Raw genomic sequence first — 15,239 nt, forward strand, 5'->3', positions numbered from 1 at the left:
GGCACTGGTGGTGCGACATGTGATCCATCCTCCCCACCCGGCGGGTCCGCCGCCAGGGTGCGTACCTATGAGTCACACCGTCCCGGCGGGTGGCGCGCGGTGGCGGCGGAGCGTCTGTCAGGATTTCCGGATGGAGTACGTGGTTGTCGCCGTCGTTCTGCTCGTCATCCTGGTGGCCGGGGCCGTGGGTCTGGTGGTGCCGCGGATGCGCCGCAGGGCCGCGCCGCCGACGGCCGGCACCGGCACCGAGGAGGGGACCGGCACCGAGGCGGGCACCGGCACCGCGACCGTGGAGCCGCCGTCGACCGAGCTGCCGACGCTGCCGGACGACCTGCCGCCCCTGGTGGTCGAGGAGAAGCCGGCGGTCGAGCAACCCGAACCGACCGCCGGGCGGCTGGTCCGGCTACGCGCCCGGCTGAGCCGTTCACAGAGCGTGTTCGGGCGTGGCCTGCTGAGCGTGCTGTCCCGCGATCACCTGGACGAGGACGCCTGGGAGGAGATCGAGGACAGCCTGATCACCGCGGACGTCGGCATCGAGGCCACCCAGGTCATCGTGGAGCGGCTGCGGGAGCGGGTCCGGGTGCTCGGCACGCGCACCGTCGCGGAGGTCCGCGAGCAACTGGCCGAGGAACTGACCGCGGCCCTGGACCCGGAACTGGACCGCAGCCTGCACACCGCGCCGCACGACGGCCGGCCGGCGGTGCTGCTGGTGGTCGGCGTGAACGGGGCGGGCAAGACCACCACGTGCGGCAAGGTCGGGCGGGTACTGATCGCCGACGGCCGCAGCGTGCTGTTCGGCGCCGCGGACACCTTCCGCGCGGCCGCCGCGGATCAGCTCACCACCTGGGGGGACCGGGTCGGCGCGCAGACGGTGCGCGGTCCGGAGGGCGGCGACCCGGCCAGCGTCGCCTTCGACGCGGTCAAGAAGGGCATCGACGACCGGGTGGACACCGTGCTCATCGACACGGCGGGTCGGCTGCAGAACAAGGTCGGCCTGATGGACGAGCTGGGCAAGGTCAAGCGGGTGGTGGAGAAGCACGGCCCGGTGGACGAGACGCTGCTGGTGCTGGATGCCACCACCGGCCAGAACGGCCTGGAGCAGGCGCGCGTGTTCACCGAGGTGGTGGACGTCACGGGTGTGGTTCTCACCAAACTCGACGGCACCGCGAAGGGCGGCATCGTGATCGCCGTCCAGCGCAAACTCGGCATCCCGGTGAAGCTGGTCGGCCTCGGCGAGGGTCCGGACGACCTGGCGCCGTTCGAGCCGGCCGCGTTCGTCGAGGCTCTGCTTGGCGGCGACGCGTAATCTCGGTGGGGCCAGGCCCGCGATGCCGCGGGTGATGACGACGGGAGGTTGTGGGTGACGCAAGAACCCGTGCGCGAGGTGCCTTTGCACGGGGGCAACGTCAGCACGGTCTCCCGGGTGGGCGACACCGTCCGGCGCAACGCGGGTCCCTGGACTCCCGCCGTGCACGCGTTGCTCAATCACCTGGAGCGGGTGGGATTCACCGGCTCACCGCACGCCCTGGGCATGGACGAGCGCGGTCGCGAGGTGCTGTCGTTCCTCGACGGCGAGTGCGGGGAATATCCCCTCGCCCCGCACTGGGTGACCGACGAGGCGCTGGTCACGGTCGCCACCATGCTGCGGATGTTCCACGACGCGCAATACGGCTTCCAGCCGCCGCCGGGCTCGGTCTGGCGCTCCTTCGGCCCGCCGCCACCGGACGCCGAGGTGGTCTGCCACCACGATGCGGCGCCGCACAACGTCGTCTGGCGCCCGGACGGCACGCTCGCGCTGATCGACTTCGACCTGGCGTCGCCGGGCTCGCGGATCTACGACGTGGCCTACGCGGCGTGGACCTGGGTGCCGCTGTTCAGCGACCGGGACTCCTACACGCTCGGCTGGAAACGCCCGAACCGGCCGCGCCGGCTGCGCCTGTTCGCTGACGCGTACGGTCTGATCCCGCGTGACAGGCATCGCCTGGTCCGCACCATCCGGAAGCGGATCGTCGACCACGTGGAGGGCATCCGCCGGATGGCCGCGGCCGGCGATCCGGCCTTCGTCCGGATCGTGCACAAGGGTCATCTGCGTCGTCCGATGCGCGATTTGCGGCTGCTCGATTACGAGCGCCACACCCTGGAATACGCGCTCCGTTGATCGGTCGGTGACGATGCCACCGTCACGATCTCGACGGAATGATGCCGTCATTGTGCCAGTTCAGGGCGGTTCGCCTGGACCGCTGTGAGGTTTTCTTCACACGTACGAAACAACCCGTCACGCGCCGGAAATCGCGCGTACACCGTGCTCGAAACAGCGGACCGGAAGGCTGCCCGCACTGGCGCACAGGCGACGCTGCCCCGTGGGCCTGCCCCCGCTACCGCCTTCGGTTTCGCGCCGCGGGCGAGCGCTGAAAGACAACTCATCGAGAGGAGGCAGCGTGGAGATCGACACCGGCAATACCGCCTGGTTGCTCCTGTCGTCTGCGCTCGTTTTGCTCATGACCCCCGGCCTGGCGCTGTTTTACGGCGGCCTGAACCGGTCCAAGGGCACATTGAACATGATGATGATGAGCTTCTCGTGCATCGGGCTCATCTCCGTGCTCTGGGTTCTGTACGGCTTCACCGTCGCGTTCGGCACCGCCGGCAGCGACGGCATGAACCACATCCTGGGCAGCTTCACGCAATATTGGGGCACCGGCACTAGCTGGCTGCCCGAGATCTGGGGCGAGACCGGCATCCCGACCTATGTCTTCATGGTCTTCCAGATGATGTTCGCCATCATCACCGTCGCCCTGATCAGCGGCGCGCTCTCCGACCGCCTGAAGTTCGGCGGTTGGGTGCTCTTCGCGTTCGGCTGGTTCACCCTGGTCTACGTCCCGGTGGCGCACTGGGTCTGGGGCGGTGGCTGGATCGGCGCCAACCTCGGCGCGCTGGACTTCGCCGGTGGCACCGCGGTGCACATCAACGCCGGTGCCGCGGCCCTGGCCGTGGCGCTCGTGCTGGGCAAGCGGGTCGGCTGGCCGCGGGAGAGCATGCGCCCGCACAACGTGCCGTTTGTGGCGCTGGGCGCCGGCCTGCTGTGGTTCGGCTGGTTCGGCTTCAACGCCGGCTCCGAGCTGACCGTGGACGGCGTCACCGCCGCCGCGTTCGTCAACACGCAGGTGGCCACGGCCGCGGCGCTGATGGGCTGGTGCATCGTGGAGTGGATCCGCGATGGCAAGCCCACCCTGGTCGGCGCGTCCTCGGGCGCGGTGGCCGGTCTGGTCGCCATCACCCCGGCCTGCGGCTTCATCGCCCCGCTGCCGGCCGCGGTGCTGGGCATCATCGCCGGTGCGGTCTGCGCCCTGGCGGTCGGCCTGAAGTACAAGCTGGGCTACGACGACTCGCTCGACGTGGTCGGCGTTCACTTCGTCGGCGGGTGGATCGGCTCGCTGGGCATCGGCTTCTTCGCCACCACGCAGATCAACTCGCTGGCCGAGAACGAGAGCCTGTTCTACGGCGGTGGCCTCACCCAGCTCTGGAAGCAGTTCGTCGGCAGCGCCGCGGTCACGATCTACTCGTTCGCGATCGCCGCGATCCTCGCGCTCATCCTGAAGGCCGTTAAGGTCTTCCGTGTGAGCGAGGAGGCCGAGATCGGTGGCATCGACATCGCCGACCACGGCGAGACCGCGTACGAGTTCACGCCCGCCGGTGGCGGTGGCGGGGGCGGCGCGTTCGCCATGGCCGGACTCGGTAAGGCGGTGGACGCCGAGGGCAAGGCGGACGTCAGCCAGAAGGTCGCCGGTTAAGTTCTCTGATGACTGCTCCGATGGAGGGACTGAGCATGAAGCTGGTGACCGCGGTCATCAAGCCGTACCAGCTCGACGCGGTGAAGGAGGCTCTGCACGCGCTCGGCGTGGCCGGCCTGACCGTGTCCGAGGTGCAGGGGTACGGGCGGCAGAAGGGACACACCGAGGTGTACCGGGGTGCCGAGTACACGGTGGAGTTCCTGCCGAAGATCAAGGTCGAGGTGCTGACCGACGAAATCGACGTCGAGAAGGTGGTCGACGCCGTGCTCACCTCGGCGAAGACCGGAAAGATCGGCGACGGCAAGGTTTGGGTGACGTCCGTGGACGACGTGATCCGGGTCCGCACCGGTGAGCGCGGCCTGGATGCCCTCTAGGGGATCCGCTCCCTTGCACGCCATCACCAGTGAGCCGCCGGCGGTGCCCGTCGGCGGCTCACCCGAGGATCTGCGTGATCACATCGGCGCCGTCGCCCGCGAGAACCGGGCGGCGGCGCTCGACGCATGGCTGGCCGGCATGTTCCCGGGGCACGTGCCGGGAGTCAGCCTGATCGCCGTCGGCGGGCTCGGGCGTCGAGACTGCGCCCCGCACAGCGACCTCGACCTGGTGCTGCTGCACAACGGCGCGGCAGGCATCGATCGCATCGCCTCCGGGCTCTGGTATCCGATCTGGGACGCCAAGCTGGGCCTCGACCACTCGGTGCGCACCCTTCCCGAGGCGCTGTCGGTGGCCCACGACGACGTGAAGGTGGCGCTCGGGCTGCTCGACGCCCGGCACGTGGCCGGCGACCCCGAGCTGTCCGCCGAGCTGATCGCGGCCACGGCGGACCAGTGGCGGCGCACCGCGGTGCGTCTCATCCCGCAGCTCAAGGAGCTCACCGTCGCCCGCTGGGCGGCACACGGCGAGCTCGCGTTCCTGCTCGAAGGGGACCTCAAGGAGGCCGCGGGCGGCCTGCGCGACGTGACGGTGCTGCGCGCGATCGGGCGGGCCGGCGTCGCCGACACCATGCGGCCCGCGGTGCGGGCGGCGGGCCTGCGCCTGCTGGACACCCGTGACGCGCTGCACCTGGCGGTGGGGCGTCGCGTCGACCGGCTCGTCGCCCAGGAACGCAGTACGGTGGCCACGCTGCTCGGGCTGGACGACGGTGACGCGCTGCTGCGCCGGCTGTCCGGCGACGCCCGCACCGTGGCGCACGCGATGGACGACGCGTGGCGCGCGGCCGAACGACTGCGCACCGGCCGCCGCCGGGGCGTGCCCGCCGGCCCGCCGGCCCGCCGTCCGGTCGCTCGTGACGTGGTGGAACAGGACGGCGAGCTGGTGCTGGCCCGGACCGCCATCGGCCCGGTCCCGGATCCCAGCCTCTCGCTGCGGGTGGCCGCCGCGGCTGCCGCGGCGCGGCTGCCCATCGCGCGGGCCACCTGCGAATGGCTGGCCTCCTACTGCCCGCCGATGCCCACGCCGTGGCCGAGCGCCGCGCGGACCGCGCTGGTGTCGCTGCTGGGCGCCGGTCCCGGCCTGCTGCCCACGTGGGAGAGCGCCGACCGGTACGGGCTGATCGACGCGTGGCTGCCGGAGTGGGCGCGGATGCGCAGCCTGCCGCAACACCACCCGGTGCACCGGTTCACGCTGGACCGTCACCTGGTGCAGGCGGCCTACGAGGCGACGGCGTACCTGCGTGAGGTGGACCGGCCGGACCTGTTGCTGGTCGGTGCCTTCCTGCACGACGTCGGCAAGGGCTTGCCCGGCGACCACAGCGAGGTGGGCGCCCCGATCGCCCGCGACATCGCCGCCCGCATCGGCTTGGCGCCCGCGGACGTGACGACCATCGAGAAGCTTGTCCGTCTGCACCTGTTGCTGCCCGACGTGGCGACCCGCCGCGATCTGTCCGACCCGCTGACCATCTCCACCGTCGCCGACCAGGTCGGTGACGCCACCACCCTGGACCTGCTGCATGCGCTGGCCCGCGCCGACTCGCTGGCCACCGGGCCGGCCGCTTGGTCGGACTGGAAAGGCCGGCTGATGGCGCAACTGGTGCGCCGGGTGCACACCGCGCTGGACACCGGGGAACTGCCCGAGCCGCCGCGGCCCGACCCGGAGCTGCTCTGCGGCGACCTGCCCGCGGTGCACCTGGACGGCGACCGGGTGGCGGTGGCCGCCGCGGACCGGCGGGGGCTGCTCGGCGCGGTCGCCGCCTGCCTGGCGATGCACCGCCTCGACGTGGTCGCCGCGGATGCGTCCACGGTGGACGGACGGGCCATCGTGGAGTTCTGGACCCAGCCACGCTATGGATCACCGTACGATCCGGTGTCGCTCGCCGCGGACCTGCGCCGGGTGGCCGCCGGAGATGTCTCGGTCACCCAGCGGCTGCGCGCCCGCGCGATGAGCGCCCGCGGCGGGACGGCCTCGCCGCGGGTGGTGTGGCAGCATGCGGCGGCCACCGACGCGACAGTGCTGGAGTTACGCGCGGCGGACTCGGCCGGCTTGCTCTACCGGGTGGCCACCGCGCTGGACGAGGCCGGTGCGGAGGTGCGCGCCGCTCGCATCTCCACCCTCGGCGGTGACGTGGTGGACGCCTTCTACCTCGTCGGGCCGTGGAGCGAGCAGGCCGAGTGCGACCGTGTCGGCGCGGCGGTGCTGGACGCCGTCTGACCGTCACTCCGGGTCGTCCGCTCGCGTTGGCAGGGCATGGGTCACGCGCGCGAACTGCTGGACGACCATCTCGCGGTCATCGGTCCGGAGCTGATCCGCACGCTGCCGCCGACCGCGGTGCGCACGCGTTCGCTGTTCGCGCGTGACCTGCTGGCACACGCCGGGCTGGGTGGCGCCGGGACGCTCGCGGACCTGCTGGCGGCCGCCCGCGGCGGCGACCGCCGTTGGCTTTCCCGGCTTCGCCGCCGCGCCGACGCCCGCACCCTGGCCGCGTTGGCGCAGACCATCGCGCACCAGGATCTGCTGCCCGGCGACCGGCAGGACGCGTTGGCGCTCTACGGGCTGATCCGGTCCGCCCTCGGCTCGTGGGCGATGCGCGGCGGGCAGCAGGGCCTGCACGCCCAGTTCGCGTACGTGTGGCAGGGGCCGGACCGGGCCCGGGAGCTGGTTTCGGCGTACCCGCTGATGCGCGGCTGGATCCGTGCCGCGCTGAAGGTCGACCTGGCCAATCCGTTCGCCGGTGGTAGCGGCGGCAACTGGCCGACCGCGTTCGCCCGGCTGCTGCCCGAGCCGCGCCCGGTGCTGCGCGACGACGACACGGTGCCGCCGTTCGACCGGCTCACCGCGACCGTGGACGCCGAGGTGACGGAGCCGCACCGGATCTCCGTGGTGGTCACCGCCTTCCGTCCGGGCGAGCCGCTGCTCACCGCGGTGCGTTCGATCCTGGCGCAGACCTGGACCAACGTCGAGGTGGTCATCGTGGACGACGCCTCGCCTCCAGAACATGACGAGGTGCTGAACCGCGCCGTGGCGCTCGGCCGACGCGTCCGCGTGGTGCGGATGCCGGTCAACGGCGGCACCTACGCCGCCCGCAACGCCGGGCTGGACGCCGCGGAGGGCGAGTTCGTCACCTTCCAGGACTCCGACGACTGGTCGCATCCGCGCCGGCTGGAACTGCAGGTCCGGCCGCTGCTGGCGGACTCGCGGCGGATCGCCAGCACCTCGGACGGGCTGAGCGTCACCGACAACCTGGTGCTCACCCGGCCCAACGTGCGCAGCAGCCGGCTGAACCCGTCGTCGTTGCTGTTCCGCAGGGATGCGGTGGTGCGCCGGATCGGCTACTTCGACCGGGTACGCAAGGGCGGCGACTCGGAATACATCGGGCGCATCGCGACAGCGTTCGGCCCCGCCGCAGTGGTGCACGTCGAGTCCCGGCCGCTGGCGCTGATCCGGCTGAGCGAGGGCTCGCTGAGCCGCTCCGAGATCAAGTCGTTCTGGATGCACCCGGCACGGGCCGCCTACGCGTCCGGCTACCTGGGCTGGCACCGGCGCATCGCGGACGGCGAGGCGGAGCCGCGGGTGGATCGGTCCGGCGGCGCCCGGCCGTTCGCCGCGCCATCGCACCTGACCGGCGCGGAACCCGGAGACCGCCGGTACGACGTGGTGGTGGCCGCCGACTGGCGGTACCTGCACGGCGCGCAACGTGCCGCCCTGGACGAGATCCACGCGTTGCGCGAGCGCGGCATGCGCGTCGCGGTGATGCAGATGGAGGCGCTGCGCACGGTGACCCGCCGCCGCGCCCCGCTCGCGGCGCCGGTGCAGCGGCTCGTCGACGACGGCCTCGACCTGGTGTTCGCCGGTGAACCGGCGGAGGTGGGGGTGCTGATCGTCCGGCACCCGGAGGCGCTGCAGTTCGCCTCCGGAGAACCGTGCGAAATCCGGCCACGGCGGGTGCTCGTGGTTGCCGACCGGGCGCCCGCACGGGTCGACGGCAGCGACCGCCGGTACCTGCCCGAGGACTGCACCGAAGCCGTCCGGCGGCGGTTCGGCGTGGACCCGATCTGGTGCCCGCAGGACCCGGCGGTGCGGGAGGCGCTGCGTCCGTCGGCCGACCTCACCCCGTACGACCTGCCGACCGTGGTGCGGACGGGCGGTTACGTGGCGCCGTACGTGCCGCAGCCGGTGCCGATCGTCGGCACCGACCTCTGCGATGCGGGTGTCTGGCCGGCCGACCTGCCCGAGGCGCTGCGCGTGCTGCGCCGCCGCGACGACTGGGACGTCCGCCTGCGCCTGCCCGACCGGCCGGAGCCGCCGCACCGGCTGCCCGTGGAGTGGATGGCGTTCCGGCCGGACGAGGTGGGCGCCCGGGAGTTCCTGCACCAGCTCGATTTCTTCGTGCACTTTCCGTCGTCGCAGACGGTCGAGGTGTGCGCCCGCGCCGCCCTGGAGGCGGCGGCGTGCGGGCGGGTGGTGGTGCTCCCGGAACGGTTCGCCGCGGTCCTCGGCGACGCGGCCGTCTATTGCGCGCCGGGCGAGGTGGCCGCTCTGGTACGCCGCTACCACGGCGACGCCGACCAGTGGGCCGAGCAGAGCCGCCGCGCACGCCAGGTGATCGCCCACGCGTACCACGGTGACCCGTTGGCCGAGCGGATCGCCGCGCTGGTCCGGCCCGGTGTGCCGCCCGCCCAGCGCAGCATGGCCGCCACGTCGACCGGGCCGTAACGGCGGTACCGATCGTCGCGTTGACGAGGTGTGACACCGCAATCGAGGCCGGGAGGGCGCATGAGCAGGCTGACGCGATTTGGCCGTCGCCAGGCGGGGCGGGTGCGTAGCCTCTCCCGTCCGCATGCGGCCGGACTGGCCGCCGTGCTGGTGCTGTGCGGCGCGGTGGCCGGCGCCGCGGCCACCGAACACCTCGGGACCGCGCTGGTCCTGATCGGCGTGCTGACCGCCGCGGTGCTGGCCGGAGTCGTGCACCTGTCTCGCCTGGTCGGCGGCGTGCAACGAGCCGGTCAAGCGCAACACCGGGAGCTGCGAGCCTGCGTGGACCATCTGCAGCGGCGCCTGGTCGCGGCGGTGGAACGGGAACGGCTGACCGCCGGGGACCGGCACCTGGAGCTGGGTGACCGGCTGACTCGGATGCGCCGCGACATCCGCCGGGACACGGTGGCCGCGCGGCACGCGGTGCCGGCCGAGGTGGAAGCGCTGTTCCAGCTCTTCGCCCAGGTCACGCCCCGCGCGCCGATGCCGTCGTCGGGGAACTTCGCGCTGAGCCCGGTGGACATGCTCGCGGTGCTGCACCTGATCCGCACCCGACGCCCGCGCCTGGTGCTGGAACTGGGCAGCGGCGCCTCCACGGTGTGGATGGCGTACGCCCTGGAGGCGGTCGGTGGCCGGCTGGTCTCCCTGGACCACGACGCGGAGTACGCCCGGCGCACCCGGGCGGCGTTGGCGGAGCACAGCCTGGGTGCGATCGCCCAGGTGCGTGAGGCGCCGCTGACCCCGGTCACCGTGGACGGCCGCAGCTATTCCTGGTACGACACGGCCGAACTCGGCGACCTGACCGGTGTCGAGCTGCTGCTGATCGACGGCCCGCCCGCAGCCACCGGCCCGGACGCCCGCTACCCGGCCATGCACGTGGTGTCGGATCTGCTGGCGCCGTCGGCCACCGTGGTCGTCGACGACGCGGATCGCAACGACGAGCAGGCCGCCGTGCGGCGCTGGGTGGAGAAGACGCCGGGTCTGACGGTGGAGGAGGACCTGTCCGGGCGGCACGCGGTGCTGTCCTACCGGCGCCCGGCGGACCAGGCCGCGCTCGTCGGATCTTGACCGCGGTAGGCAGCCGGCCCGCCACCCGTACCGCACGCCGGGCGACCGGCACCGGCTTCCGGCCGGACATCGAAGGTCTGCGCGCGGTCGCGGTGCTGCTGGTGGTGCTCAGCCATGCCGGGGTGGGTGCGCTGGCCGGCGGCTACGTCGGGGTGGACGTCTTCTTCGTCATCTCCGGCTTCCTCATCACCACGCTGCTGGCGCGGGAGGTGACGACCACCGGCCGGATCTCGTTGAGCCGCTTCTATGCGCGGCGCGCGGTCCGGCTGTTGCCCGCCTCGACGCTGGTGCTGGCGGTCAGCCTGGCGGCGTCGTGGGTGTGGCTGTCGCCGGTGCGCGTCGCCGAGCACGCCGGAGACGCCCTGGCCGCCGCGCTCTACTCGGTGAACATCCGGCTGGCCACCGGCGGCACCGACTATTTCGCCGACGCCGCGCCGTCGCCGTTCCAGCACTTCTGGTCGCTTGCCGTGGAGGAGCAGTTCTATCTGCTGTGGCCGCTGATCATCATCGTGGTCTGCGGACTGTTGCGTCGCCGCCGGGCGGTGCTGGCCGGGGTGCTGGCGATGATCACCGTGGGCAGCTTCGCGCTCAGCGTCGTCGCGTTGGATCGGGCCGCGCCCTGGGCGTACTTCGGGCCGCACAGCCGGGCCTGGGAACTGGGCGTGGGTGCGTTGGTGGCGCTCGGCGCGCACCGGCTCGCCCGGTGGCGCGCGCCCGCCCTGGGCTGGGCCGGGCTGGCCGCGGTGGGCGCCGCGGCCGTCGTCTACGACGCCGGCACGCCGTTCCCAGGCGCCGCGGCGCTGCTCCCGGTCGCCGGCGCCGCCCTGGTGGTGGCCTTCCCGGCGGGCGTGACGCGGTTGCTGTCCCCGGCACCGGTGCAATTCGTCGGGCGACTCTCCTACGGCTGGTACCTCTGGCACTGGCCGGTCCTGGTGATCGCCCCGGCGGCGCTGGGGGTGACCGCGGGGCCGTGGTTCAACCTGCTGCTCTGCGCGGTGGCGCTGGGCCTGGCGTGGCTCACCTTCCACCTGGTGGAGAACCCGGTGCGGCACCGGCGTCCACTCATCGCACGGCCCGCCCGCGGTCTCGTGCTGGGCCTGTCGTTGTCCGCCGCGGCGGCGGTGCTCGCCGTGCTCGCGGCGCAGTTCCCGCCCGCGGTGCGCGCCGGCGGCCCGGCCACGGACACCGCACGGGCGCTCATCGCGGCCGGCGATGAAGCGGCTGAGCTGCGTCGGCTGGTCGTCGCGGGGCAGGACGCCGCGGCGCTGCCGGACAACCTCACCCCCGCCCTCGGCGGTGTCGCCGAGGACCGCACCCTGCCGCAGACCGACGGATGTCATCTGTCGTTCACCGCGACCGTGCCGTCCAGCGATTGCGTCTACGGCCGGGCGGACGCCGCCGCCACCGTGGTGCTGTTCGGCGATTCCCACGCCCTGCAATGGTTTCCGGCGATGCGCGAGATCGCCGTGCGGCGCGGGTGGCGGCTGGTCGTGCTGACCAAGAGCTCCTGCAGCCCGGCCGACGTGACGTTGGACGTGGACCGGCTCAAGCGTCGCTACACCGAGTGCACCGCGTGGCGCACCGGCGCGCTGCGCCGCATCCGGCAGGTGGCGCCGAACCTGGTGGTGGTGGCTTCCAGCATGGCCTATCGCGGGGTCCTCGCGGGTCACCCGGCGGACCCGGACGCGGTGTGGACGGACGGCTGGCGCCGCACCATGAGCACGTTGCGGGACGCCGCGCACCGGGTGGCGTGGATCGTCGACACGCCGTTTCTCACCCAGTCGCCGGTGGACTGCCTGACCGCGCACACCGACCACATCGGACGATGCGCGTTGCCGCGGGCGACGGTGCTGCGGGACCCGCCGTTCCGCTCGGCGGTGGCCGCCGAGGCGCGACGCGTGGGTGCCACGGTGGTCGACCCGATCCCGTGGCTGTGTGCGGCTCGCTGCCCGATGGTGCTGGGCAACGCCCTGGTGTATCGCGACGGCAACCATCTGAGCACGCATCTGGCCGGGCTGCTCGCCCCGCTGCTGGGCGACGCGCTGGGGTGACGCGCCCGCCGCTGACACGGTGCGGAAACGGCGGACCGGCCGGCCCGCGGGGCGGGCCGGCCGGTCCGTTTCGGGGGGTGCGGAAGGCTCAGCGGTAACCGAAGTCCTGGGTGTAGTACGGCGTGCCGTTGGCCGCGTACACCGCGCCGGTGCCCACCGAGCGGGCCCGGCAGTTGAGGATGTTGCGGCGGTGCCCCGGGCTGCGCATCCAGGCGTTCACCACCTGCGCGCCGGTGCGGTAGCCCCAGGCGATGTTCTCGCTCATCGGCACCGAGTAGCCGACGCGGCGGACCCGCGTGACGAAGCTCGACCCGCCCCGGCCGGTGTGGCTGAAGCGGCCATAACGCGCCATGTAGGCGCTGTGGTCGCGAGCCGCCCGGATCAGCCGGTTGTCGATGCGCAACCGCGGGCATCCGTGATTGACGCGTTGATGATTGACCCAATAGTTGATGTCGTTCTGCAGCGTGAAGAAGGACACCCGCGCGGCCTGCGCCGGGGCGGCGACGACCAGCAGGCCGGCCACGGCGGCCGGAACCAGCGCCAGCATGAGCAGACGGCGGAGGATCGAGGTACGCACGACGGGACCACCTTTCGGCGACGACGCCTGGCCTGGTTGCCAGGTACGCCCTCACCGATCGGCGGTGCCGCGATGCGAAGTGATTTCCGGGTGGGTGCCCGCCCGTGGCGCTTGGGTTGCCGCCCGGCCGGGTGGTTGCCGCCCGGTTGCGCACCGGCTGCCGGCATGGTCCCCTGCGGCTAGAGCAGGCGTGTCACCCGTTCCGCGAAGCGTTCGTGACGGTGCCGCTGCCGGACGAACTCCCGGCCCCGGGCGCTCTGCTCCCGGAACACGGCGGGGCGCCGGTGCATCCGGCGGACCGTGGCGGTGATCTCGTCCGGCGCGCAGTAGATCGCGGCGTCGCCGAACGTCGGCGCGTAGCGGTGCGGCAGCACCAGCACGCATCCCGCGGCCAGCGCGGTCAGCAACGCCGGGTCCGCGTCCCGGGACGCGTCGTCGGCCGGCAAGTGCAGGTAGAAATCGATCTGGTCGAGGAAGCCCCGCAGGTCCACGTCCTCCGGCCGGTACACCAGCCAGGCGCGCGGCGCTCGTTCCGCGGCGTCGCCGGTGTCCAGCAGGCGCACGTCCAGGCGTGCCGACGCGGGCATCTGCCCGAGCAGCCGGCGCCACCCCGCACGGTCGCCGGTCACCATGCGGCCCACCACCGGCCGGTCGGACCGCGGCCCGCGGCGGTCCATGCGCCACGCGTGCACGTCGACGGTGGCCGGCAGGTCGGCCGGGGCCAGCGCGGTGCCCACCGGACCGGCACCCATGGCGCGTCGATCCGCCGGACCGGCGGGCGCCCACAGTGGCTCCACACCGAACAGTCGCCGGGCCGCGTCCGCGCACACGTCGTACGGCGGCGGCCGTCGCGCCGCGGCGGTCTGGACCACCACGCGTCCGGCCCTGATCTCGCCCGGATCGCCGGGCGCGAACCGCAACACCCCCGGCGTCTGCACCACCACGAGCCGCGCGGTCAGCCGGTCGTCCAGCATCACCTGCTCGACCTCGCCGGCGTTGATCTGCCGCTGCACGAGCGGATCCAGATTGCCCGCGCCGCCGGCCAAGTGGTCGAGCACGTCCAGATGCGCCAGCGCGGCGGTCATGCCCCGGCCGGCCAGCGCGCGGAGCTGTCCCAGGCCGGCCTCGGCCGCGCCGCCGGCGGTCGTCCAGTCGCCGGCCAGGATCACGTCGTACCCGACCGGGCGGTCGGCGGCGTCCCCGGCGAGCCGGCGCGGCACCGCGTACGCGCGGCGCAGCGGACGGGCCGGGCGCCGGGCCTCGGCCTCGCCGTCCGCCACCCGCCGGTGCCACTCCTGGAAGGCGGAGAGGTAGGCGCGGCGGGCCGGATGCATCCACCCCGCGCGTATGTCCGACGCGGACAGCGAGCCGGACGACAGCCGGATCAGCGCGAGCGGTGCGCCGGTCAGGTGACGCACCGCGGGGCGGCCGAACACCGCCCGCGCCCGCTCCACGTATTCCGCGTCGGCGCCCTTGCGCACCGGATCGAGATAGCCCAGCCGGTCCAGCACCACCCGGCGGCGCAGCATCAGCGAGGACAGGTTGTACGACCGGCTCTGCTCCCAACCCGGCCGGGTGACCACCAGTTCCTCGGTCACCCGCATGCCCACCGTGGTGGTGGCGACAAGCGACGGATCGGCCAGCAGCGCCAGCGCCTGCCGTTCCAGGCGCAGTGGATGGGACCAGTCGTCGGCGTCCTGGAACGTGACGAATTCGCCGGTGGCCGCGTCCAGGGCGGCGTTGCGTGCCACGTACGTGCCGCCATTGACCGGCAGCCGCAGCACGCGTACCCGCGGATCGAGCGCGGCCACCTCGCTCAGGATCGCGTCGTGCTCCGCGCCGGACCCGTCGTCGACCACCAGGATCTCCTGGTTGGTCCAGCTCTGCGCGACAAGCGAGCGCACCGTGGTCAGCAGCGCCGGACCGGGCCGGTACGTGGTCACCACGGTGGTCACCCGGTGCGGCGAACCGAGGCGCTGCACCGGCCGTGACCTGATCCGGTCGAAGGCCGGGCCGGGGCCCTCCGGCACGGTCAGGCCGGGCGCGGGCAACAGCGTCGAGATGTCGGAGCGGCCGAGGTCGACGCTGAGCGCGGCGCGCACCGGGTCGGGCACCGAACGGTACGCGGCCAGCAACTCCCACGTGCGGTCGCGGTCCCCGGCGGCAAACGTCAACTGCACGTGCAGCCCCTGATGGGCGGGGGACACCCGGGGTGCGCCGGCGCTGCGCAGCAGCAGGTCGAACAGGGCCAGCCCGTCGGCCCGGTCGCCGGGCCGCAGATCCTGCAGTGCCACCACCCGGGCCAGTTCGCCGAGCGCGTCCCAGCCGAGATCCGGCACGGTGGCCCCGGCCCGCGCCGCCTCGACGAGCGTGTCCGCCGAGCGCGCTCCGGCCATCCGGGCCAGGGCCGCGCGGGCGTCCGCGGAGTGGGTGTGCAGCGCCGCGCCGGCCAGGGCGGCCGGCGGCATCCCGCGGTAGGCGCGCAGCGGGCCGTCCGGCTTCGGGTATGCGGTGGTCGGTGGGTGCTGCCTGCGCATACGGCGAGCGCCTCTCGTCGATCGGATGTCT

Annotated in this window: 10 protein-coding genes; 8 read left to right on the top strand and 2 right to left on the bottom strand. The window is 73.2% G+C overall.

Annotated elements, in window-relative coordinates; genetic code table 11:
- Positions 1-130 precede the first annotated feature (130 nt).
- The 8 genes from ftsY to IEY73_RS12235 all read left to right on the top strand — a co-directional run bounded on the left by ftsY (position 131) and on the right by IEY73_RS12235 (position 12,094).
- Entirely contained in the window at positions 131-1,306 is a 1,176-nt protein-coding gene (ftsY, locus tag IEY73_RS12200; protein ID WP_189079283.1) for a signal recognition particle-docking protein FtsY, read from the top strand.
- A 54-nt stretch (positions 1,307-1,360) separates the two neighbouring features.
- Positions 1,361-2,158 (top strand): phosphotransferase, encoded by a 798-nt coding sequence (locus tag IEY73_RS12205; RefSeq protein ID WP_189079284.1) that lies wholly within the window; start codon positions 1,361-1,363, stop codon positions 2,156-2,158.
- A 280-nt stretch (positions 2,159-2,438) separates the two neighbouring features.
- Positions 2,439-3,788, top strand: coding sequence for an ammonium transporter (locus IEY73_RS12210; protein ID WP_189079285.1), 1,350 nt, complete (start codon positions 2,439-2,441; stop codon positions 3,786-3,788).
- Between the two features lie 35 nt (positions 3,789-3,823).
- Positions 3,824-4,162: a P-II family nitrogen regulator gene (locus tag IEY73_RS12215; protein ID WP_189079400.1), complete on the top strand. Its 339-nt coding sequence runs from the start codon at positions 3,824-3,826 to the stop codon at positions 4,160-4,162.
- Positions 4,152-6,434 carry a [protein-PII] uridylyltransferase gene (locus tag IEY73_RS12220; RefSeq protein ID WP_189079286.1) on the top strand — a complete coding sequence of 761 codons (2,283 nt, stop codon included), beginning with the start codon at positions 4,152-4,154 and terminating at the stop codon, positions 6,432-6,434. The genes IEY73_RS12215 and IEY73_RS12220 overlap by 11 nt, the downstream gene beginning before the upstream one ends.
- A gap of 36 nt (positions 6,435-6,470) precedes the next feature.
- Positions 6,471-8,936: a glycosyltransferase family A protein gene (locus IEY73_RS12225; RefSeq protein WP_189079287.1), complete on the top strand. Its 2,466-nt coding sequence runs from the start codon at positions 6,471-6,473 to the stop codon at positions 8,934-8,936.
- A gap of 60 nt (positions 8,937-8,996) precedes the next feature.
- A complete protein-coding gene (locus IEY73_RS12230) occupies positions 8,997-10,043 on the top strand; it encodes an O-methyltransferase (RefSeq protein WP_189079288.1) in 1,047 nt (348 codons plus the stop codon).
- Positions 10,040-12,094 carry an acyltransferase family protein gene (locus tag IEY73_RS12235; protein WP_189079289.1) on the top strand — a complete coding sequence of 685 codons (2,055 nt, stop codon included), beginning with the start codon at positions 10,040-10,042 and terminating at the stop codon, positions 12,092-12,094. The genes IEY73_RS12230 and IEY73_RS12235 overlap by 4 nt, the downstream gene beginning before the upstream one ends.
- Before the next feature lie 88 nt (positions 12,095-12,182).
- On the opposite strand, the gene IEY73_RS12240 is transcribed toward IEY73_RS12235, so the two are convergent.
- Complete coding sequence (locus tag IEY73_RS12240; RefSeq protein WP_229715779.1) at positions 12,183-12,671, bottom strand: CAP domain-containing protein; 489 nt, start codon at positions 12,669-12,671, stop codon at positions 12,183-12,185.
- Between the two features lie 179 nt (positions 12,672-12,850).
- Positions 12,851-15,208, bottom strand: a complete 2,358-nt coding sequence (locus IEY73_RS12245; protein WP_189079290.1) for a glycosyltransferase family A protein — start codon at positions 15,206-15,208, stop codon at positions 12,851-12,853.
- Positions 15,209-15,239 lie beyond the last annotated feature (31 nt).

The organism is Mangrovihabitans endophyticus, from assembly GCF_014646155.1.
GTDB classification, from domain to species: domain Bacteria; phylum Actinomycetota; class Actinomycetes; order Mycobacteriales; family Micromonosporaceae; genus Actinoplanes; species Actinoplanes endophyticus.